Raw genomic sequence first — 20,680 nt, forward strand, 5'->3', positions numbered from 1 at the left:
ATCACTCGCTTGGACGTCCCGTGAACCGATTGTGAATGTTTAGAGACGAACCATCGCCGGACGTCGTCGTGATCGGTGGCGGGGTCATCGGCTGTGCGATCGCGCGCGAGCTAGCCCCGAATCGTCGGGTGCTCCTGCTCGAACGCGATCGGATCGCCTCGGGTGCAACCGGACGTGCCGCCGGCGAGGTGACGATGACGCCGTCGTACCCGAATCACCCGGCGATCGCCGCCCACGCGAACGAGTTCTTCAGGCGATACGATGCGACCGACGCCATCGACTACGTCGAGATACCGAGCGTCGAGCCGGTGTCTCCGGATCGGGAGGAGACCGCCAGGATGCGCGTCGACCGACTTCGAAACGAGGGGGGTGATGGCGGCCTCGACGTCGATTTTCTCCCGTCAGAGACGGTCGAGCGGCGGTGGCCCGCGCTGGAACTGTCCGAGTACGTGGGGGCGGTTCGATTCGGCGAAACCGGCTACCTCGACCCGTCCAGGCTTGCGAACGCCCTGCGGATCGACGCCGAGGACGCTGGCGCACGCGTCGAAACGTGCGTTCGGGCGACCGGCGTCCTCGTCGATGGCGGCGGTGCTGGCGGCGGAGAAGCCGGAACCGTCGTCGGCGTCGAGACCGATCGCGGCACCGTCGACTGTTCGACCGTCGTCGCGGCGGCTGGGTGGCGGACCCGCGATCTCCTCACACCTCACCTTCCGATCCCGATTCGTCCCTATCGGACCCAGTGCGTGCTGGTTCGATCACCCGCCCTCCGTCCCGGATCGGCGCCGATGGGCTGGCTTCCCGGACCGGACATCTACTTTCGGCCCATGGGGGACGACGACCTGCTCGTCGGCGGTCGATCCGCCGCGGTCGAGGATCCCGAATCGGCGAGCCGATCGGCCGACGAGGCGTTTCGCGAGCACGTAGCAACGGTCGTTCCCGATCTGCTCGCCGATGCCGAGCCAGTTCACATCGTCGATGACTGGGCCGGGATCGATGCGGCGACCCCCGACACTCGACCGATCATCGATCGACCTTCGGCGGGACCGGCCGGCCTCATCGTTGCGACGGGCTTCCACGGTCGCGGCGTGATGACTGCCCCCGTCGCCGGCACGCTCGTTCGGTGTTTGATCGAGGAGACGGATCCGCCGTTCTCCGCCGATCCCTTCGAACTCTCTCGATTCGAGGACCGCTCGGCCGACTTCCCGTTCGTTTCGATAAGCGAGGGTGGCTGAGCGAACGCCCCGTCGGCGACATCACAGTTCAAATCGCCGGCCCCCTTCACGAGTCCCCGGTCGATCGTGGGCGACTCGCCCGTGAGCGTCACCGGCAATACTCTTTTGGTGCTCAATCGATAACATTCATATGTATGGGTTTTGGGAGCTACGATGAATCCGAACAGGAGAATCAGGACCTGGATGCGGATTTCGAGGACGACGACGGGGTCCGCACCGCCGAGAACGACCACCAGGGGCAGGTGGAATACGAGATCGGCGCGTCCAACGACGAACTGTTGGATCGACTCCAGGACATCAAAGACCACGGGGAGTAGCACTCGGTGAAACCCGGCAGCCGCTCGCTCGGGATCGCCTTCAGTGACGGACCCGAGCGGAGCCGGATCGGGGGTGCGCTCGTTCGTGTGAACGGTCGAGTGGACGATCTGGTCGGGGGGAGCTGTGACGTCGGCGGTACGGATGCGACTGCAGCCGTGATCGATATCTTCGAGACGCTCGACAGAGAGGACGTACGACGTCTCGTGATCGCCGGGATCGCTCCCGCGTGGTTCAACCTCGTGGACCTCCGGACGGTCCACCGAGCGGTCGATCGTCCCGTTCTCTCCGTCTCCTTCGAGGCGAGTCCCGGGCTTGAGCCGGCCATCCGTGAGGCGTTCGACGGCGACGAACGCCGCGACCGACTGGCCATTTATCGGTCGCTCCCCGACCGTCACCGGGTTGGGATCGGGGGCAGCGGCGTCGACGGTGACTCGATCGAGGACGAGACCACTTCCGACCTCTTCGTGCGCTCGGCGGGTATCGAACCGGAACGGGCCGACGAGATCGTCCGTGCGTTGAGGATCAACGATGCGCAACGACCCGAACCGGTTCGGGTTGCAAAGCGGACTGCACGGGCGTTTCGGCGGTTCGCCGCGGCTCCCGAGTGAGACTGCCGCTTCGATCGCTTCCTTCGAGCTTCGCGGTTCGAGCGACCCGATCGGCTTTTTGTCCCTCGCGGTCGCCGGATCGGTATGGAACACGACGACGGATCGGACGCCTCGAGCGCGACCCTCGACGACGATCTTCGGGTCAGCGACTGTACGCGCTGTCCGGCACTCGTCGAATCGCGTTCGCGGATCGTGAACGGAACCGGCCCGACCGATGCCGATCTCGTGTTCGTCGGCGAGGCACCGGGCGCCGACGAGGACGAGCGTGGCGAGCCGTTCGTCGGGCGCTCCGGCGACGTCCTTGACGAAGCGCTTCGGAAGGCGGGGCTCGTTCGATCGGACGTCCGGATCACGAACTGTGTGCGGTGCCGGCCCCCCGACAATCGGGATCCCTCCGTCGAGGAGTTGTCGAACTGTCGCGGCCATCTGCTGGCCGAAATCGAGGGGCTCGATCCCGAGTTGATCGTCACTCTCGGGAAGGTTCCGAGCCAGCATCTTCTCGAACGCGATGTCGCGATCACGTCCGAGGCTGGCTCCGTCCTCGACTCGCGGATCGGTGGTGCCTCCCGGCGCGTGCTCCTGTCAGTCCATCCCGCGGCGACGCTGTACGATCGAAGCCAGCGCGAGGGATTCTTCGAGGGGATCGTCGAGGCCGCCCAAATCGCCGGACTCACGGAGAATGGGAATCCCGATTCCGATGGCATGGAGGGGGGCGGCGGCCAGTCTCGACTGGGGGAGTTTTGACCATCGACGGGGCCGATCCTCGCGTCGCGATCACCGCCTTCGAGTGCCGGGAGGGAAACCGACTTGACGACGGCCCGCCCAGGATACGTATGAGCATTCCCGAGCCACCCGATGAGGTGCTGGCCGAGATCGTGATCGTGGATTACGGTCTCGGAAACCTGCGATCCGCCACGCGCGGGCTGGAGCGTGCGGGCGCATCGGTGACGATCTCCGACGATCCCGAGACGTTTGCTGCCGCGGACGGCGTCGTCCTCCCTGGCGTCGGCGCGTTTCGCGAGGGCATGGAGAACGCCGGTCCCTATCGCGAGGCGCTCGTCGAGCACGCCGAGGCGGGGCGGCCGCTCTTCGGCATCTGTCTCGGGATGCAGATGCTTCTCACTTCGAGTGAGGAGGCCGACCACGCCGGCCAGGGCGAGGTTCGCGGCCTCGATCTGATCCCTGGACGAAACGTCCGGTTCGACGTCGACGAGAAGGTCCCTCACATGGGCTGGAACGACCTCTCGGTCGAGCGCCCCCACCCGATCGCTGAGGGGATCGACGACCGCTACGCGTACTTCGTTCACTCCTATTATGCCGATCCCGCCGACGCCAGTGCGGTCGTCGCCACGACCGACCACGGCGTCGAGTTTCCCGCGATCGTCGCCAACGATGCCGGCAACGTCTTCGGCACGCAGTTCCACCCCGAAAAAAGCGGGGAGACGGGACTGCGGATCCTTCGAAACTTCGTCGAGTACTGCGCCGATCGGTGACCGAGTTCCGGTGTCCCGTGGTGGTGTTGTTTCGCTCGGTCTCCGGAGAGACGAGGCGATTCACTCCGTTTCGGTGGTGCCGAAAGTCACCCGTCTTCGGTGGAGTTACGACGCCGGGCGCGGATGAACGCGTATGCATACGCTTGCCGTGACCGGCGGTCGGGTGTTGCGCCCCGACGGTCGGGTGACGACCGATGACGTGCTGGTCGACGTGGATGCCGGAACGATCGAAGTGATCGGTCCCGACCTCGACGGCGACGAGACACTCGACGCCTCGGGTGGACTCGTCATGCCCGGGTTGGTGAACGCCCACACCCACGTCTCGATGACTCTGCTTCGGGGATACGCCGACGACAAGCCGCTCGACACGTGGCTTCGCGAGGACATCTGGCCGGTGGAAGCCGAGTTGACTGACGAGGACATCGAAGTCGGCGCTGAACTCGGCATTCTCGAAATGATTCGTTCGGGAACCACCGCCTTCGCGGACATGTACTTCTCGATGGACCGTGTGGCCGACGTCGTCGAGCGCGCCGGCGTCCGCGCACGTCTCGGCCGGGGTATCATCACGGTCGGGAAGGATCCCGATGCGGCCCGTGCCGACCTCGAAACGGGCGTCGAGTTCGCGACGACCTACGACGGTGCCGCGGACGGACGGATCCGAACCGCTCTGATGCCCCACTCGTTGACGACCGTCGACGAGCCCATTCTCGAGGAAGCCGTCGATCTGGCGGCCGCCCACGATCTCCCGATCCATCTCCATGCTAACGAGACTGAAACCGAGGTCGAACCGATCGTCTCCGAACGGGGGAGCCGTCCCCTCGAATATGCTGATGAGTGCGGCATGCTCGCCCCCTCGACGTTCATCGCTCATGGCGTCCACCTCGATGATTCGGAGATCTCTCGGCTCGCCGAACGAGACACGTCGGTCGTCCACTGTCCTGCCTCGAACATGAAACTCGCCTCGGGGATCGCTCCCGTCGAGCGGTTGCGCGAGGCCGGCGTGACCGTGGGGATCGGGACCGACGGTGCCGCCTCGAACAACGACCTCGACGTATTCGACGAGATGCGCGACGCCGCGATGGTCGGCAAACTCGGTGCCGACGACGCCACGGCGGTTCCCGCGGCGGCGGCCGTGGAGATGGCGACTCGTGGCGGCTCCTCCGCGGTCGGGCTTCCCGGTGGCCGAATAGAGGCCGGTGCCGCGGCCGATCTGATCGTCGTCGATATGGAAGCGCCACATCTCACACCTGCTCACGACGTGGTTTCACATCTGGCGTACGCGGTCCGGGGCTCGGACGTCCGTCACAGCGTGTGCGACGGTGCGGTTCTCATGCGTGATCGGACGGTTACGACCCTCGATGCCGACGCGGTGATGGATCGCGCTACCGAGATCGCTGCCGACCTCGTCGCGCGCGCCGAGTGAAGTTGCGGTGCATTCACGAGTGTCGATTCTTCACCAATCCAACCGTTCTCCGTCAAAACCGGCGGTATAAACGATCATAAACGGTTTTTACAGTCCGAACGGCGAGGGGGATTTATTCTCTCCCCGTCCCTCGTTGAAAGTGCGGGCGACATGGGTTACAGGCACACGATGGGGGGTTTCCCGGGACGTCCATCATCGGACGTATCCACTCACCACACCACTCACCACACCACTTCTCCCGGGCTCCTCGTTAGTTCCACCGTTCACCCACAGCACTCACTACCGTCGCCCCATTCTTCCTGATCGCCAGTGAGACACTTCTTCGCTGGAATGCCCCGTCGATCGGTGTCGGTAGGGTTTTTGAGCGCCGCGGGAAACGATGGGGCATGACCGATCCGTACCCACCGGTGACGGACCAACTCGCGGACCCGGAGGCGGCCCGCGAGGAGGGCCGTCGGAAGATGGACTGGGCGATCCAGCACATGCCGATCCTCTCGGAACTTCGTGATCCCTTCGTCGCGGACGAACCGCTTGCGGGAGAAGTCATTGGGATGGCGATGCACGTCGAGGCGAAGACGGCGAACCTCGTCGAGTTGTTGGCCGACGGCGGTGCGGAGGTTGCCATCACCGGCTGTAACCCGCTTTCGACCCACGACGACGTCTCGGCCGCCCTCGACGCCCACGAGAACATCTCCTCGTATGCGGTTCGTGGCGTCGGCGACGAGGCCTACTACGACGCGATGCACGCCGTCGTCGCCCACGAACCGACGATCACCGTCGATGACGGGATGGACATGGTCAAACTCGTCCACGAGGAGTATCCCGAACTGATCGACTCCATCGTCGGCGGCGCCGAGGAGACCACTACGGGCGTCCACCGCCTCCGAGCGATGGATACGGACGACGAACTCCTGTATCCCGTCTTCGCGGTCAACGACACGCCGATGAAGCGGCTCTTCGACAACGTCCACGGCACCGGTGAGTCGTCGCTCGCCACGATCGCGATGACGACGAACCTCTCGTTCGCCGGCAAGAACGTGGTCGTCGGCGGCTACGGCTACTGCGGCAAAGGGGTCGCAAAGAAGGCGTCCGGGCAGAACGCGAACGTGATCGTCACCGAAGTCGAGCCGCGACGGGCCCTCGAAGCCCACATGGAGGGCTACGACGTGATGCCGATGACGGAGGCGGCCGCGAAAGGCGACGTCTTCATCACCACGACCGGCAATCGGGACGTGATCACCCGAGAGCACTTCGAGCGCATGGCGGACGGCGTCCTGCTCGCGAACGCCGGTCACTTCGACGTCGAGGTCAACCTCGAGGATCTCGAGGATCTCGCCGTCGATCGGTTCGAGGCCCGCGAGGGCGTCGAGGCCTACGAGATGCCCGACGGCCGGAAGCTGAACGTGATCGCTGAGGGGCGCCTCGTCAACCTCGCGGCGCCGATCGCGCTCGGTCACCCGGTCGAGGTCATGGACCAGAGCTTCGGCATCCAGGCCGTCTGCGTGCGCGAGTTGGTCGAGAACGGCGACGCCTATGGGCCGGGCGTCCACGACGTCCCCGACGACCTCGATCGGGAAGTTGCCGAGATCAAACTCGCTGCCGAGGGCGTCGAACACGATGCGCTCTCGCCCGAACAGCGCGACTACATGGATAGCTGGGAACACGGAACGTGAACCCCGAGGCAGTCAGCCTGCGCCGCCTGTAGACCCCGCCTTCGACGTAGTGACCGACCGCGATCTCCCCGACGAGCGTCCCACCGATCCGAGCGTCGCGTTTTTATCGGAGAGCGTGCAATTCTCGACGATGACCGACCTACGGGAGTACGCCGTCGTCGCTCTGGAGGCGATCGATGTCCGCTAACCGGAAGGGTGACCGCCGTGAGCGCGAGCTCGTCAACGCCCTCGACGAGGCTGGCTTCGCGGTGATGCGAGCGCCCGCAAGCGGCAGTGCGACCGAACGCGAGCTCCCGGACGTCCTCGCTGGAAACGGTGAGCGATTCTACGCCATTGAGGCAAAATCGAGCGCCGGCGACCCGATCTACCTCTCGGGCGAGGAAGTGGAGGCGTTGTTGTTCTTCTCGCAGAACTTCGGGGCGAAAGCACGGATCGCCGTCCGGTTCGACCGCGAGGACTGGTATTTTTTTCACCCCGGAGATCTCTACACCACCGACGGCGGCAACTACCGAGTGAAAAAGGAGACCGCGCTCGCGGACGGAACCGATTTCACGGAGTTCGTTGGCGATTCGACCCGAATGACCCTCGACGACCTGTAGGGCTGCTTTCGCGGTCGTTCGGGGGCGTCCCACTCAGGCGTCCGCTCGATCGGCGCTTCCGATCTCCGTCTTCCTCGTCGCCTGCATCCGGTCCCGATAGTCGTCCTCGCTCGTCCGTCGAAGCCGGGAGGCGGGGAACCGGTAGCGCTTTCGCTCGACCGTCTCTCCGGATTCGCGCGCGGAATCGACGTATTCCGCCTCGATGACCGGCTCGTGGGAGCCGTAGTCGGCGTTGGTGGCATACTCGCTCACCCGCCGTCCTTCGTCGGTTTCCACGGCGTCAGCGCGATCCGACGTGACGGCGGTCACTACGAGTCGGTTTCCGGTCTCGCGGTCCCGGACGGTCTCGCCGGGCTCGAACTGATGCGTCTCACAGAGGTAAGATCCCGTGGCTGCGGTCGACACGAACGTCTCGCGTCCACAGACCGCACAGACGCTGATCCGCTCGTCCGGCGCGGGGACGGTACCGTTCGTCACCTCCATGGCAACCCGTCGACGATGTTTACACCGGGCACCGCGGATCGCGGCGTCCGGACACGTACAGCTCCCGGCGTCAAGCGAGACGACGTACGTTCCACCGTCCGTCTCCACGATGTATCGTCGATCGCGGGTCGGTCGGATCGTCATCGGTTCGGTTCGCGCACGTGCGGTACGAGTCTCGGATTCGTTTTTGACCGTCGGATCGGTTTCGATCGTCGGATCCGATTCCCTCCGGTCGGGCTCGCCCGTGTGTTCCTCGGCGGAACCGATCGAGGGCTCCTGTGGAAACGGTGGTTCGTCCCCCGATCGATCGGGGGTATCGTCAGTTGACGCGGGTTTGTTGGGGGTGTGCGTCATTCGATCACTCGAAGGTATATTCCTTCGTTTCATGTGGAACTGGGTGCCCCGCGTATTTAAATTCCGCGTCGATCCTGGATCGCGAATCGGCGGTTCAGACCCTTTACCCAGCATCCTCTGGCCGCCTCGATATCGACGGAGGGCGTTTCGAAGTCCTTTTGAGGTAGCTGTACCGACTCGCGATATGGACATCGACGCGGAGCTTCGTCGGCAGATCGTCGTCTCCCTCGCCGCGGTTCTCGTCTTTCTTGCCGGCCTCGTCTACATCGGTCTCAGATACGGAAAGGCATCGGATCTACCCGTTGAGGGGTCGTTCGCATTGCCTCCCCAGGGCGCGCTCGCGCTCGTCGGTCTGCTTGCGGTGTTCGTTCTGTTAATGGCCGCCGTCGGCGCCTATCTGGTCCAGGCCAACGGCGACACCTGATCCCCGACTTTCGCGTTCGTCGCCGCCCTCGATCTGACTTGTGTTCCCGTTCTGGTCCGATCTCACGCGTCCGCGTCAGCGTCGCCGTTCGCTCCGTTCGCAGCCGCGCGCTCGCGCCAGTCCACGACCTCGTCGGCCGTCTCCAGCCGCCGTTCGTAGTAGGCCAGCGGGTCGCCGGCGACCTGCCAGTGGTCCTCCTCGTTGTGACAGATCCCGTAGGCCGAAAGCGTCTCGCAGGTCGGCGGCGGATACTGCGTCCCGGTGTCATCGCGCAGGAACTCCGTCTGATAGCGGATGGCCTCCGCATCGAGGCTCGTGCCCTCACAGAAGGTGACGACCTCCTCGGGAGACATGTCCAACCCAGTCAGGAAGGCCATCAGCGCGAACTCTTCGGGGGCTGACAGCTCGGTCCCCCGTTCGGTCTTCTCGATCAGGTTTCGCATGCACGGCGGAAACAGGTCCGGAACGATCACCTCGATCGCGCCGACGCGAGGGCGCTCGGAGAGTAGCCGCCGCAAGTCCTCAACTTCGGAGGACAGTTCGGCAGCCAGTTCGTCGTCGTCGGCGAACTCGAAGGGAAGTCCCTCAAGAACTCGATCATGGATCGCCCGTTCGAGACACCGAAGGAGGTCCTCGCGGTCGATCGGGATCGATCCGTCGGCGAGTTCGCGGTTCACGAGCCGCCATCGATCGCCCCATTCGCGCGAGGAAAGTTCGAGGTAGGGACCGACGTCGATACGGTAGCGAGTTCGACTCGGATCCGCGCTTCGACGGTCGGAGTCCGACCGGACCGCGTCCTCGAGATCGAACTCCCGGAGGACGTCGTTGAGATCGATGGATACGGTTCCGATCGATCGAAGTTCGTCGTCGCGATCGAGGTCCGTGACGAGCCGTTCGATCGCCGTCCTGGCCTCGGCACGCGCGTATTTCTCGATAGCAGCCTCGGACTCGAGGATCGACACGAGGATCCGTGCGATCGGGTACGAGAGCAGTTCGGCCCGTTCGTCGTAGGTGTCCGGCGTTTCGCTTTCGACAGTCCCCTCGGTCAGCGCCCGTTCGACACGTTCGCGACCGCGCTCTACGGCCGGGGCTCCCTCCGCGACCATCGCAGGTAGCGAGACGTCGGCGGTCGCGACGGCCGTTCGGGCCGCCTGGAGGAACGGGTAGCGCGCGTGAAGCCGGTCCATCTCGAAGCGGGGTTGGGTGCGGGGTCGAATAAGCGGTGTGGTCGGGCGGCCTCACGAAACCGAACGCGAGGCTGCCGCGCCCCGTCGGCATCAACGTGCTTATTATCGCGGGCGAACCACACCACGGCGAATGACCGACCACGGTGACACGCGGGAGACGGACGCGAACGCGACGGCCTCGGACGACTCCGAGGAGGAACCGACCGTTCCCATTCGATGTTCGGCGTGTGACACCACGACCCGTGTTCCGCTATCGGATCTCTCCGATTCGATCGACCGCCACAACGAGAGCCGCCACGACGGCGAGGCGATTGCCGAGGTTGCGCCGGGCGTTGCCGATCGATTGGCGGATCTCGTGGCACGCGATCTCGGGTTGCTTGAGGAGGAGTGATCGGTCGCTGCGTAACGGGCTGGTGGATGCGTATTGCTTTGCTCGTCGGCTCCGGTTTTCGTCCCGCACCGCTTGACGATTGGATTCGAAGAAGCGCCCGGAGCGGGATTTGAACCCGGAGCTCGTCGCTCGCATGCGCTCGCTCGTGCTCAGGTTCAAATCCAATTGATAAGTGGTCGGCTCCGGATTTCGTCTCACTCGGCTCGATGATCGGACCCAAAGAAGCGCCCGGAGCGGGATTTGAACCCGCGTCACGACCGTGACAGGGTCGTATGATGGGCCACTACACCATCCGGGCAGATAGTTGCAGCGAGGAAGCGCCCGGAGCGGGATTTGAACCCGCGTCACGACCGTGACAGGGTCGTATGATGGGCCACTACACCATCCGGGCCTGCTGCATCTGCGGGTAGCCGTGTGCAATAAATAAGGCTTGCCATCCACCACAGGCGTGCCGATTACTCTCATCCGGCGCGGGGATGAGTCTGCTTTGGCGATCCAGCCCTGCGCGATGACGCTCCCCATTCGGCGATCCGAGCCGTCTCCAACGCTCCCGCCCTCGATCCCTCCTCACGACCGATTGCAGCGTCACGCTTTTATATCGATGTTGCATGTGTTTCGATAGCATTCGCCCGCAATCCGGTAGTCGTACGTCCCGAACCAGGTTGGCAACCCTTATGCATCTAGGGCCAATAGCCACCTGTAGTATCTCGTGATAGCTTCTTCCCCCAGCACCCATGGTAAACGTAACTGACCACAAATTCGTTCCCGACCACGAGCTCCTTGACGACCCCGAGGAAATCGACGAGGTGCTCGCGGAGTACAATGTATCAAAGACTGACCTCCCGAAGATCAAACGCACCGACCCGGCGTTGCCCGACGACGCCGAACCGGGCGACGTGATCCGGATCGTTCGAGAGTCGCGAACGACCGACCGGGCGATCGTATACCGGCTCGTAATTTCATGAATAGGCAAGCACGACGCGCGGTCTCGCGTGAGTACTTCTCGGACGAACGGCTCGCAGAACACCACTTTCGATCGTTCAACAACTTTCTCGATCGCGGCATGCAGGACGTCGTCGACGAGAAGGAGACGATCGAGACCGACATCGGCGACAAGGAGGGCCAAGAGCCCGTCTACGTCGAACTCGGCGACGTTCGGATGGTCACCCCTCGCGTCCGCGAGGCCGACGGCTCCGAGGAATTGCTCTACCCCCAGGAGGCCCGCCTGCGAAACATCACCTACTCCGCGCCGGTCTTCATGGAGATGTCGATCGTCCGCGGCGGCGAGGAGGAACCGGAGACGGTCGTCGATACCACGGAAACGAAAGTCGGACGAATGCCCGTCATGGTCGGATCGAGAAAGTGCAACATGGCCGGCTTCTCCGACGAGGAGTTGATCGACATCGGCGAAGACCCCGTCGATCCGGGCGGCTACTTCATCGTCAACGGCTCCGAGCGCGTTCTCATGACCTCCGAGGACCTCGCGCCGAACAAGATCCTCGCCGAGTACGACACGAAGTACGGCGACGAGATCCAGGTCGCAAAGACGTTCTCCCAACGGCGCGGTTATCGTGCGCTCGTGCTGTGTGAGCGCAACCGCGAGGGGCTTCTCGAGGTGTCGTTCCCGTCCGTGTCGGGGTCGATCGACTTCGTGACTCTCGTGCGCGCACTCGGACTGGAGTCCGACGAGGAGATCGTCCACCGCGTCTCCGACGACCCGGAGATCGTGAAATACATGCTCGAGAACCTGGAGGAAGCCTCCGTTCAGACCGAGGAGGAAGCCATCGAGGAACTCGGTAAGCGCGTTGCCAGCGGCCAGGGCAAAAACTACCAGCTCAAACGGGCCAACTACGTCATCGATCGCTACCTCCTGCCGCACCTCCACGAGGAGGGCGTCGAGGAGGAGGACGTTCGGATCAACAAGGCCTACTACCTCTGCCGGATGGCGGAGGCGTGTTTCGAACTCGCTCTCGGTCGCCGCGAATCCGACGACAAGGACCACTACGCCAACAAACGGCTGAAGGTCTCCGGCGACCTGATGAGGGACCTCTTCCGGACGGCGCTGAACAAGCTCGCCCGGGACGTGAAATACCAGCTTGAACGCGCGAACATGCGTAATCGACAGCTCACCGTCAACACCGTCGTTCGATCGGACGTGTTGACCGAGCGGCTCGAACATCCGATCGCGACGGGCAACTGGGTGGGCGGCCGGTCGGGCGTCTCCCAGCTCGTCGATCGGACGGACTACATGGGTGTGCTGTCACACCTCCGTCGGCTTCGATCGCCGCTTTCGCGATCGCAGCCGCACTTCGAGGCGCGGGACCTGCATGCGACCCAGTGGGGACGCATCTGTCCCTCCGAGACGCCGGAGGGGCCCAACTGTGGACTCGTGAAGAACTTCGCGCAGGCGATGGAGCTATCACAGGACGTCGAGGACGAACAGGGACTCAAACGCGAACTGGCGTCGATGGGTGTCGAGGGGATCCCCGGCATCGAGGGCGTCGAACGAACCACGGCGGACGACTAATATGTCATCAGAACGCGAGGCGAAAGTCTACGTCAACGGTAGCCTGGTCGGGACGCATCCGGACCCGAGCGGGCTCGCAGAACAGATCCGAGAGGCACGACGTCGCGGCGACGTCTCCGAGATGGTCAACGTCTCGGTGAAAGATCGCACCCGCGAGGTGATCGTCAACGCCGACGCGGGTCGCGCTCGACGCCCCCTTATCGTCGTCGAGGACGGGGAGCCGCTTCTCACTGACCAGGAGATCGAGTCGATCGAGAACGACGACCTCGAATTTGAGGACCTCGTCGATCGTGGCTACGTCGAGTTCATCGACGCCGAAGAGGAGGAGGACGTCTACGTCGCGATCGACGAGGACGACCTGAACGAGGACCACACCCACCTGGAGATCGACCCGCAGCTCATCTTCGGGATCGGTGCGGGCATGATTCCGTATCCCGAACACAACGCCAGCCCCCGAATTACGATGGGAGCAGGGATGATGAAACAGTCGCTCGGGCTGCCGTCGGCCAACTACCGGATCCGTCCGGACACCCGACAGCACCTGATGCACTACCCACAGCTGTCGATGGTGAAGACCCAGACGACGGAGCAGATCAACTTCGACGACCGCCCAGCGGCCCAGAATTTCGTCGTCGCGGTCATGTCCTACGAGGGATTCAACATCGAGGACGCTCTCGTCATGAACCAGGGGTCGGTCGATCGGGCACTCGCTCGCTCGCATTTCTTCCGGACCTACGAGGGCGAGGAGCGTCGCTATCCCGGCGGTCAGGAGGACCGCTTCGAGATTCCGAGCCAGGACGTCCGCGGTGCTCGCGGCGAGGACGCATACACGCACCTCGACGAGGACGGCCTCGTCAATCCCGAGACGAAGGTCGACGAGTCGTCCGTCCTGCTTGGTAAGACGAGCCCGCCGCGGTTCCTCGAGGAGCCCGACGACATGGGCGGACTCTCCCCGCAGAAGCGTCGGGAGACCTCCGTCACGATGCGCTCGGGAGAGGACGGCGTCGTCGACACCGTCACGCTGATGGAGGGTGAGGACGGCTCGAAGCTCTCGAAGGTGAAGGTCCGCGACGAGCGGATCCCGGAACTCGGTGACAAGTTCGCCTCCCGACACGGCCAGAAGGGCGTCGTCGGACACCTTGCACCCCAGGAGGACATGCCCTTCACCGAGGAGGGAGTCGTTCCGGACCTCATCTTGAATCCGCACGCGCTACCGTCACGGATGACGGTCGGTCACGTTCTGGAGATGCTCGGCGGCAAGGTCGGCTCGCTTCGCGGCGAGCGTGTCGACGGCACGCCCTTCCAGGGCGAGGACGAACCGGAGCTTCGTGGCTCGCTCGAGGAGAACGGCTTCAAATCCTCGGGCAAGGAAGTCATGTACTCCGGCGTCACCGGCGAGAAGATCGAGGCGGAGATCTTCGTCGGAACCATCTTCTATCACAAGCTCTACCACATGGTCTCGAACAAACTGCACGCCCGCTCGCGCGGGCCGGTGCAGGTTCTGACCCGCCAGCCGACCGAGGGACGCGCCCGCGAGGGCGGTCTGCGTGTCGGCGAGATGGAACGGGATACCGTCATCGGACACGGCGCGGCGATGGTGCTCAATGAGCGACTTCTCGAGTCCTCGGACGCGGAGAACGTCTACATCTCCGAGGAGACGGGACTCGTCGCCGTCGAGGACCGCGAACAGCGCCGGGTCTACGATCCGGTGACTGGCGACGAGGACGACATCCACGAGCTGGAGGTCAGCTACGCGTTCAAGCTCCTGCTCGATGAGATGATCGCACTCGGCATTCGACCGAAGCTCGAACTGGAGGACGCGGTCTAGGAGACACACAAACATGTCAATGCAAACACCAAAAGAACTCGGCGGCATCTCCTTCGGGCTGATGGACCCGGAGACGTATCGGGACATGTCCGCAACCAAGGTCATTACGGCGGACACCTACGACGACGACGGGTATCCGATCGACATGGGGCTCATGGATCCCCGACTCGGCGTCATCGATCCCGGCCTGGAGTGTCGGACCTGCGGGGCTCACTCCGGATCGTGTAACGGTCACTTCGGCCACATCGAACTCGCTGCGCCAGTCATCCACGTCGGCTTCACCAAGCTCATTCGTCGGCTCCTTCGATCGACGTGCCGTGAGTGCGGGAAACTCGCGCTCGAGGAACACGAACGCGAGGAGTTCCGCGAGCGCTACGCTCGTGCAAAGGAACTCGGCGAGGACCAAAACGACGTCCTGAAGGCCGCGGTTCGTCAGGCCAGAAAGGCCTCGACATGCCCGTTCTGTGGCGACCCCCAGGCGGACATCAAACACGAGAAACCGACGACCTACTACGAAGTCCAAGACGTCCTCTCCGGGGAGTACTCCGAACACATCGCCGAGGCGATGCAGCCTGACTCCGACGACGAGGACGACACGGGTACGTCTCCCTCCGAGTTGGCCGACGAGACCGGGATCGCCCTCGACCGGATCAATAACATCCTGGCCGGGGAGTTCCGGCCGCGAGACGAGGACCGTCGCGCGATCGAACGCGCGCTTGACGTCGACCTGACCGAGGAGGACATGAATAAGCTCATGCCCTCGGACGTCCGCGACTGGTTCGAGGACATCCCCGACGAGGATCTGGAGGTACTCGGGATCGACTCCGAACACTCCCGTCCCGAGTGGATGATCCTGACCGTCCTGCCGGTTCCGCCAGTGACCACCCGGCCGTCGATCACGCTCGACAACGGCCAGCGGTCCGAGGACGACCTCACCCACAAGCTCGTTGACATCATCCGCATCAACCAGCGGTTCATGGAGAACCGGGAGGCGGGTGCGCCACAGCTCATCATCGAGGACCTCTGGGAACTGCTTCAGTATCACGTCACCACGTTCATCGACAATGAGATCTCCGGCACGCCCCCCGCCAGACACCGTTCCGGACGCCCGCTGAAGACGCTCTCACAGCGTCTCAAGGGCAAGGAAGGCCGATTTCGCGGATCGCTTTCGGGGAAACGCGTGAACTTCTCCGCCCGGACCGTCATCTCGCCGGACCCGACGCTCTCGCTCAACGAGGTCGGCGTCCCCGACCGAGTCGCAACGGAGATGACCCAGACGCTGAACGTCACCGAGCGAAACGCGGAGAATGCCCGCCAGTACGTTCGAAACGGTCCCGAGACGCATCCGGGCGCGAACTACGTCCGCCGCCCCGACGGCCGACGCCTCAAGGTGACCGAGACGAACTGCGAGGAACTCTCCGAGAAGGTCGAGGAGGGGTGGGAGGTCAATCGTCATCTCATCGACGGCGACATCGTGATCTTCAACCGGCAGCCCTCGCTCCACCGGATGTCGATCATGGCCCACGAGGTCGTGGTGATGCCATACAAGACCTTCCGGCTCAATACCACGGTCTGTCCGCCCTATAACGCCGACTTCGACGGCGACGAGATGAACATGCACGCCCTCCAGAACGAGGAGGCGCGTGCCGAGGCGCGCGTGTTGATGCGCGTCCAAGAACAGATCCTCTCGCCGCGGTTCGGCGAGAACATCATCGGTGCCATTCAGGACCACATCTCCGGGACGTATCTCCTGACTCACACGAATCCGGAATTCACCGAGACGCAGGCACTCGACTTACTGCGTGCGACGCGCGTTGACGAACTGCCTGAGGCTGACGGGGCCGACGACGGGGAGGAATACTGGACCGGCCAGTCGCTGTTCTCCGAGCTGTTGCCCGACGACCTCGAACTCGAATTCACTTCCTCGACCGGCGACGACGTCCGGATCGAAAACGGACAGCTCGTCGAGGGGACGATCGACGAGGACGCGGTCGGTGCCTTCGGCGGCGACGTCGTCGATACGATCACCAAGGAGTACAGCGAGACGCGTGCCCGGGTGTTCATAAACGAGGTCGCGGCGCTCGCGATGCGGGCGATCATGCACTTCGGCTTCTCGATCGGTATCGACGACGAGTCGATCCCGGCACCCGCAGAAGAGCAGGTCGACGAGGCGATCGACAACGCCTACGATCGCATCGACGACCTGATCGATTCCTACGAGGTCGGCGAACTCGAGAGTCTGCCCGGCCGAACGGTCGATGAGACCCTCGAGATGAAGATCATGCAGACGCTCGGGAAAGCCCGTGACTCCGCCGGCGAGATCGCCGATCAGCACTTCGGCGACGACAACCCGGCGGTCGTGATGGCCCGTTCCGGCGCGCGTGGATCGATGCTGAACCTCACCCAGATGGCCGGCTGTGTCGGCCAGCAGGCGGTTCGTGGTGAGCGGATCAACCGCGGCTACGAGGATCGGACCCTCTCCCATTACAAGCCCGACGATCTGTCGGCTGAGGCACACGGCTTCGTGGAGAACTCCTACCGCGGCGGACTCACCCCGCGTGAGTTCTTCTTCCACGCGATGGGTGGCCGCGAGGGGCTCGTCGATACGGCGGTTCGAACCTCGAAGTCCGGCTACCTCCAGCGACGTCTCATCAATGCGCTCTCGGAACTGGAGGCCCAGTACGACGGGTCGGTCCGGGATACCTCCGGCAGGCTCGTCCAGTTCGAGTTCGGCGAGGACGGAACCTCGCCGATCAAGGTCTCCTCCAGCGAGGACTACGAGATCGAGGTCGAACAGATCGCCGATCGCGTGCTCTCCGCGGAGTTCGCCGACGCCGGCGAAAAGAAGGAGTTCCTCGGACGCAAAGAGCGCCCGACGAACATCTCCGAACACGCCGGTCCCGGCTTGAACAAGGCGCAGGGACTGGAGGTGGAATCCGATGACTGAACACGACGAGTACGAATACGTCACCAACGACATCGAGGCGCTGATCGAGGACACGGATCTCCCGCTACGCCTCAGGAAACGACTCTACGAGACCATCGACGAGAAGGCCGACGAACACGGCGGAATCACCACCGAACAGGCCAACGACATCATCACCGGCGTCGAGAACCGCTATCTCGACACCCGCGTCGATCCCCTCGATCCGGTCGGAACGGTCTCGGCGCAGTCCATCGGGGAGCCGGGAACCCAGATGAGCGTTCCGTACGATGAGCGTGTCCTCGTTCGTCGTGACGGGGAGACGGAGATCACTGAGATAGGCTCGGTCGTCGACGATATCGTTGACTCCCGCGAGTCGCGGGCGTTCGGCGATCACGAGGTCACGATCGCCCCCGAAGGGCTGGAGACACTGAGTCTTGGTGAGGACGAGCAGGTAACGTGGAAACAAGTCGAAGAGGTGAGCCGTCACGAAACGCCGGCTGAACTCCTTCGGTTCGAACTCGAATCCGGACGGACGATCCGGGCAACCAAGTCGCACTCGTTCGTCACTCGACGCGAAAACGAAGTCGTTCCCGTCGCCGGTGAAAAACTCACGGAGGACGATTGGCTCCCCGTTGTGGCTTCTTTCGACGGCGAGAACACGACTGAGATCGATCTCCGTGAGTTCCTTCCATCGAACGACTACTGGTACACCTCCACCGTGACCGACGGTGGCGTCGAGGCCGTTCCCGGTGGAGAGGATCAGCTTCGTAACAAGCGGGACGCTCTCGAATGCGGTGAACTGGATGAGCACGCCGTGTATCCCGTCGACGGTACCGGTTCGCTTCCCGAGCGATTCCCGCTCGACGAGGAGACCGGCTTCTTCCTCGGTGCGTGGCTGGCGGACGGCTCGCTTACTGACGATTCCGTCTCGGTTTCGAACGTCGATCCCGCGCTCCAGAACCGGATCCGTGCGTTCGCGAATCGATTCGATCTGACGGTCAACGAATACGAGAACGACAGCGAATCCGCCCAAGGCTCCGACATCCGAGTCAATGGGTCCATCCTCGCGGACTTCCTCCGTGAAGAATGTCTGGAAGAGGGGGCAAAAATCGTCCCCGGATTCGTGTTCGGTGCGAACGATGCATTCGTTCGCGGAACTCTTCGCGGATACTTCAGTGGCGACGGAATCGTCGATCGAAATTCCGTTCGGTCCAGTTCCACGAGTCACCGACTCACTGCCGGAATCGCTCTCCTGCTCGCGCGGATCGGCGTCCATGCCACGCTTGCAGAACAGAACGACTCGCGGACGCTCCGGATTCGAAAAAAGGACGTCAAGCAGTTCGCCGATCTCGTCGGTATGGTCGGCGAGCGTGGTGCGGAACTCTTCTCGCTCGCCGACGACGTGGATGCCGATGGTCCCGACGCGACTGATCAAATCCCGAACTTCGGTGATTCGCTCCGCGACGTTGCATCCGATGCAGGCATTTCGAGTCGCCACGTGAACGCAGCGTCTCAGCGACAGCGAATCGATCGGACACGTCTTGAAAGCCTCGTCGACGAAGCCGAAGCTGCCGGCGTTGACACCGACGCGCTCGATGTCCTTCGACAGGCTGTCGACGGCGACGTCGTCTGGGATCGCATCGAGTCGATTGAGACGGTCACAAGCGACTACGAGTACGTCTACGACTTCTCCGTCGCGGGCCTTGAGACGTTCACCACTGCGGAGGGCGTCGTGACACACAACACGATGAATACCTTCCACTACGCGGGCGTCGCCGAGATCGACGTCACGCAGGGCCTCCCCCGTCTCATCGAGTTGGTGGACGCCCGGAAGACGCCGGATACGCCGATGATGACGGTCCACCTCCAGGGCGAGTACGCCACCGACCGCGAGCGTGCTCACGAGGTCGTCTGGTCCATCGAGTCGACGAAGATACTCGCGCTCGGAGACGTCTCGACGAACGTTGCGGACATGATCGTTCGTATCGACCTGAACGACGAGACGCTCTTGGAGCGGTGGCCGACCCACACCGACGCCACCGAGGTCGCGGAGATAATCTCGGAGACGATCGAGGATGCGCTTGGCGTCGACACCCGCCAGGCCGGCACCGTCATCGAGTTCGGTCCCAGTCAGCCGAGCTACCGAGAGCTCCTCCAGCTCGTCGAGCAGCTTCGCGAGGTCGTCTTCAAGGGTATCGAAGAGGTCGACCGCGTCGTCATCCGCAAGGAGCAACTCGACGACGGCAGCGAGGAGTTCGTCCTCTATACCGAGGGATCGGCCTTCGGCGACGTCCTCTCGATCGAGGGCGTGGACGACACGCGAACCACGTGTAACAACATCCACGAGATCTATCGCAACCTCGGCGTCGAGGCGGCCCGCGAGGCCATCATCGACGAAACGATGAACACGCTCGAAGAGCAGGGGCTCGACGACGTGAACATCCGTCACCTGATGCTCGTCGCCGACATCATGACTAACAACGGCGAGATCGAGTCGATCGGCCGTCACGGCATTTCGGGTTCGAAGGAATCGGTGCTCGCGCGCGCAGCCTTCGAGGTGACCGTCAATCACCTGCTCGATGCGGCCGTTCACGGCGAGTACGACGAACTCGACGGCGTCATCGAGAACGTCATCGCCGGCAAGCCGGTCGCCGTTGGTACCGGCGACGTCGACCTCCGGATGGGATCGCGGTCGGAAAGCGGCTCGAACCGGGCTGACGACTGATGCGTGTCGAGCTCTCCGATGAGGCACGACGGTACATCGCTCGGTTCGACGAACTCACCGACGTGACCCCGATCGACTGCCTCGTGGAGGGCGATCGGCTCGTGTTTCTCGTCCCCGCCGGCGAGATGGCCGCGGCGATCGGCCAGGCGGGCGACACTGTAGCGCGGGTCGAAGAGCGGCTCGGAATGTCGATCGAACTCGTCGAGAACGCGGACACCCCCGAGGCGTTCGTCGCGAACGCGCTCGCGCCCGCGGCCGTCCGAGCAGTAACGATCTCAGAGCAGAACGACCGGGTGGCCTACGTCGAGGTGGCCGATGCCGATCGTGGCGTCGCGATCGGCTCGTCGGGACGGACCATCGAGACCGCACGGACGCTTGCAGCCCGCCACCACGACGTTGACGACATCCAGTTGACCTGAGACGCACTGGGCTCGGGGCTCAGCCTCGTTGCCGCGGTCGATCGCGATGGCACGATCGGTATCGGATGTC

At 63.7% G+C, this 20,680-nt stretch carries 19 protein-coding genes and 2 tRNA genes; 17 read left to right on the forward strand and 4 right to left on the reverse strand.

Annotation, left to right across the window (positions count from 1 at the left end; all coding sequences use genetic code 11):
* Nucleotides 1-35 precede the first annotated feature (35 nt).
* The 9 genes from ACERIT_RS06365 (at nucleotide 36) to hjc (ending at nucleotide 7,346) form a co-directional block, all read left to right on the forward strand.
* Nucleotides 36-1,232: an NAD(P)/FAD-dependent oxidoreductase gene (locus ACERIT_RS06365; RefSeq protein ID WP_373674003.1), complete on the forward strand. Its 1,197-nt coding sequence runs from the start codon at nucleotides 36-38 to the stop codon at nucleotides 1,230-1,232.
* Between the two features lie 134 nt (nucleotides 1,233-1,366).
* Nucleotides 1,367-1,549, forward strand: a complete 183-nt coding sequence (locus ACERIT_RS06370; protein ID WP_373674004.1) for a DUF5786 family protein — start codon at nucleotides 1,367-1,369, stop codon at nucleotides 1,547-1,549.
* A gap of 6 nt (nucleotides 1,550-1,555) precedes the next feature.
* Nucleotides 1,556-2,158, forward strand: a complete 603-nt coding sequence (locus tag ACERIT_RS06375; protein ID WP_373674005.1) for a DUF99 family protein — start codon at nucleotides 1,556-1,558, stop codon at nucleotides 2,156-2,158.
* Between the two features lie 84 nt (nucleotides 2,159-2,242).
* Complete coding sequence (locus ACERIT_RS06380) at nucleotides 2,243-2,902, forward strand: uracil-DNA glycosylase family protein (RefSeq protein ID WP_373674007.1); 660 nt, start codon at nucleotides 2,243-2,245, stop codon at nucleotides 2,900-2,902.
* Between the two features lie 89 nt (nucleotides 2,903-2,991).
* Nucleotides 2,992-3,651, forward strand: a complete 660-nt coding sequence (hisH, locus tag ACERIT_RS06385) for an imidazole glycerol phosphate synthase subunit HisH (protein WP_373674008.1) — start codon at nucleotides 2,992-2,994, stop codon at nucleotides 3,649-3,651.
* Between the two features lie 133 nt (nucleotides 3,652-3,784).
* Nucleotides 3,785-5,074, forward strand: a complete 1,290-nt coding sequence (locus ACERIT_RS06390; RefSeq protein WP_373674009.1) for an amidohydrolase — start codon at nucleotides 3,785-3,787, stop codon at nucleotides 5,072-5,074.
* Nucleotides 5,075-5,460: 386 nt separating this feature from the next.
* On the forward strand, nucleotides 5,461-6,747 hold the full coding sequence (locus tag ACERIT_RS06395) for an adenosylhomocysteinase (RefSeq protein WP_373674010.1): 1,287 nt from the start codon (nucleotides 5,461-5,463) through the stop codon (nucleotides 6,745-6,747).
* Nucleotides 6,748-6,796: 49 nt separating this feature from the next.
* Entirely contained in the window at nucleotides 6,797-6,934 is a 138-nt protein-coding gene (locus tag ACERIT_RS06400) for a hypothetical protein (RefSeq protein WP_373674011.1), read from the forward strand.
* Complete coding sequence (hjc, locus tag ACERIT_RS06405) at nucleotides 6,924-7,346, forward strand: Holliday junction resolvase Hjc (protein ID WP_373674012.1); 423 nt, start codon at nucleotides 6,924-6,926, stop codon at nucleotides 7,344-7,346. The genes ACERIT_RS06400 and hjc overlap by 11 nt, the downstream gene beginning before the upstream one ends.
* A gap of 33 nt (nucleotides 7,347-7,379) precedes the next feature.
* On the opposite strand, the gene ACERIT_RS06410 is transcribed toward hjc, so the two are convergent.
* Nucleotides 7,380-8,183: an SWIM zinc finger family protein gene (locus ACERIT_RS06410; RefSeq protein WP_373674013.1), complete on the reverse strand. Its 804-nt coding sequence runs from the start codon at nucleotides 8,181-8,183 to the stop codon at nucleotides 7,380-7,382.
* A gap of 184 nt (nucleotides 8,184-8,367) precedes the next feature.
* Here ACERIT_RS06410 and ACERIT_RS06415 point away from each other — a divergent pair, with 184 nt between their 5' ends.
* Nucleotides 8,368-8,607 carry a hypothetical protein gene (locus ACERIT_RS06415; protein ID WP_373674014.1) on the forward strand — a complete coding sequence of 80 codons (240 nt, stop codon included), beginning with the start codon at nucleotides 8,368-8,370 and terminating at the stop codon, nucleotides 8,605-8,607.
* A gap of 62 nt (nucleotides 8,608-8,669) precedes the next feature.
* Here the strand turns inward: ACERIT_RS06415 and ACERIT_RS06420 are convergent, their stop codons facing one another.
* Entirely contained in the window at nucleotides 8,670-9,794 is a 1,125-nt protein-coding gene (locus ACERIT_RS06420) for a DNA primase (protein ID WP_373674015.1), read from the reverse strand.
* A gap of 130 nt (nucleotides 9,795-9,924) precedes the next feature.
* On the opposite strand from ACERIT_RS06420, the gene ACERIT_RS06425 reads away from it, so the two are divergent.
* A complete protein-coding gene (locus ACERIT_RS06425; protein WP_373674016.1) occupies nucleotides 9,925-10,185 on the forward strand; it encodes a hypothetical protein in 261 nt (86 codons plus the stop codon).
* 225 nt (nucleotides 10,186-10,410) lie between these two features.
* Here the strand turns inward: ACERIT_RS06425 and ACERIT_RS06430 are convergent.
* A tRNA-Asp gene (locus ACERIT_RS06430) sits at nucleotides 10,411-10,483 on the reverse strand.
* Nucleotides 10,484-10,503: 20 nt separating this feature from the next.
* A tRNA-Asp gene (locus ACERIT_RS06435) sits at nucleotides 10,504-10,576 on the reverse strand.
* A 343-nt stretch (nucleotides 10,577-10,919) separates the two neighbouring features.
* On the opposite strand from ACERIT_RS06435, the gene ACERIT_RS06440 reads away from it, so the two are divergent.
* The 6 genes from ACERIT_RS06440 to ACERIT_RS06465 are packed head-to-tail and all read left to right on the forward strand — an operon-like array spanning nucleotide 10,920 to nucleotide 20,610.
* Nucleotides 10,920-11,150, forward strand: coding sequence for a DNA-directed RNA polymerase subunit H (locus tag ACERIT_RS06440; protein ID WP_373674017.1), 231 nt, complete (start codon nucleotides 10,920-10,922; stop codon nucleotides 11,148-11,150).
* Entirely contained in the window at nucleotides 11,147-12,712 is a 1,566-nt protein-coding gene (locus tag ACERIT_RS06445; RefSeq protein WP_373674018.1) for a DNA-directed RNA polymerase subunit B'', read from the forward strand. The genes ACERIT_RS06440 and ACERIT_RS06445 overlap by 4 nt, the downstream gene beginning before the upstream one ends.
* Before the next feature lies 1 nt (nucleotide 12,713).
* Complete coding sequence (rpoB, locus tag ACERIT_RS06450; protein WP_373674019.1) at nucleotides 12,714-14,540, forward strand: DNA-directed RNA polymerase subunit B; 1,827 nt, start codon at nucleotides 12,714-12,716, stop codon at nucleotides 14,538-14,540.
* Between the two features lie 19 nt (nucleotides 14,541-14,559).
* Nucleotides 14,560-17,487 (forward strand): DNA-directed RNA polymerase subunit A', encoded by a 2,928-nt coding sequence (locus ACERIT_RS06455; RefSeq protein WP_373674105.1) that lies wholly within the window; start codon nucleotides 14,560-14,562, stop codon nucleotides 17,485-17,487.
* Nucleotides 17,480-20,191 carry a DNA-directed RNA polymerase subunit A'' gene (locus ACERIT_RS06460; RefSeq protein ID WP_373674021.1) on the forward strand — a complete coding sequence of 904 codons (2,712 nt, stop codon included), beginning with the start codon at nucleotides 17,480-17,482 and terminating at the stop codon, nucleotides 20,189-20,191. Before ACERIT_RS06455 ends, ACERIT_RS06460 begins: the two co-directional genes overlap by 8 nt.
* Complete coding sequence (locus tag ACERIT_RS06465; RefSeq protein WP_373674022.1) at nucleotides 20,191-20,610, forward strand: NusA-like transcription termination signal-binding factor; 420 nt, start codon at nucleotides 20,191-20,193, stop codon at nucleotides 20,608-20,610. The genes ACERIT_RS06460 and ACERIT_RS06465 overlap by 1 nt, the downstream gene beginning before the upstream one ends.
* Nucleotides 20,611-20,680: the final 70 nt, after the last annotated feature.

The sequence above is a fragment of the Halopenitus sp. H-Gu1 genome (assembly GCF_041821145.1).
Lineage (GTDB): Archaea > Halobacteriota > Halobacteria > Halobacteriales > Haloferacaceae > Halopenitus.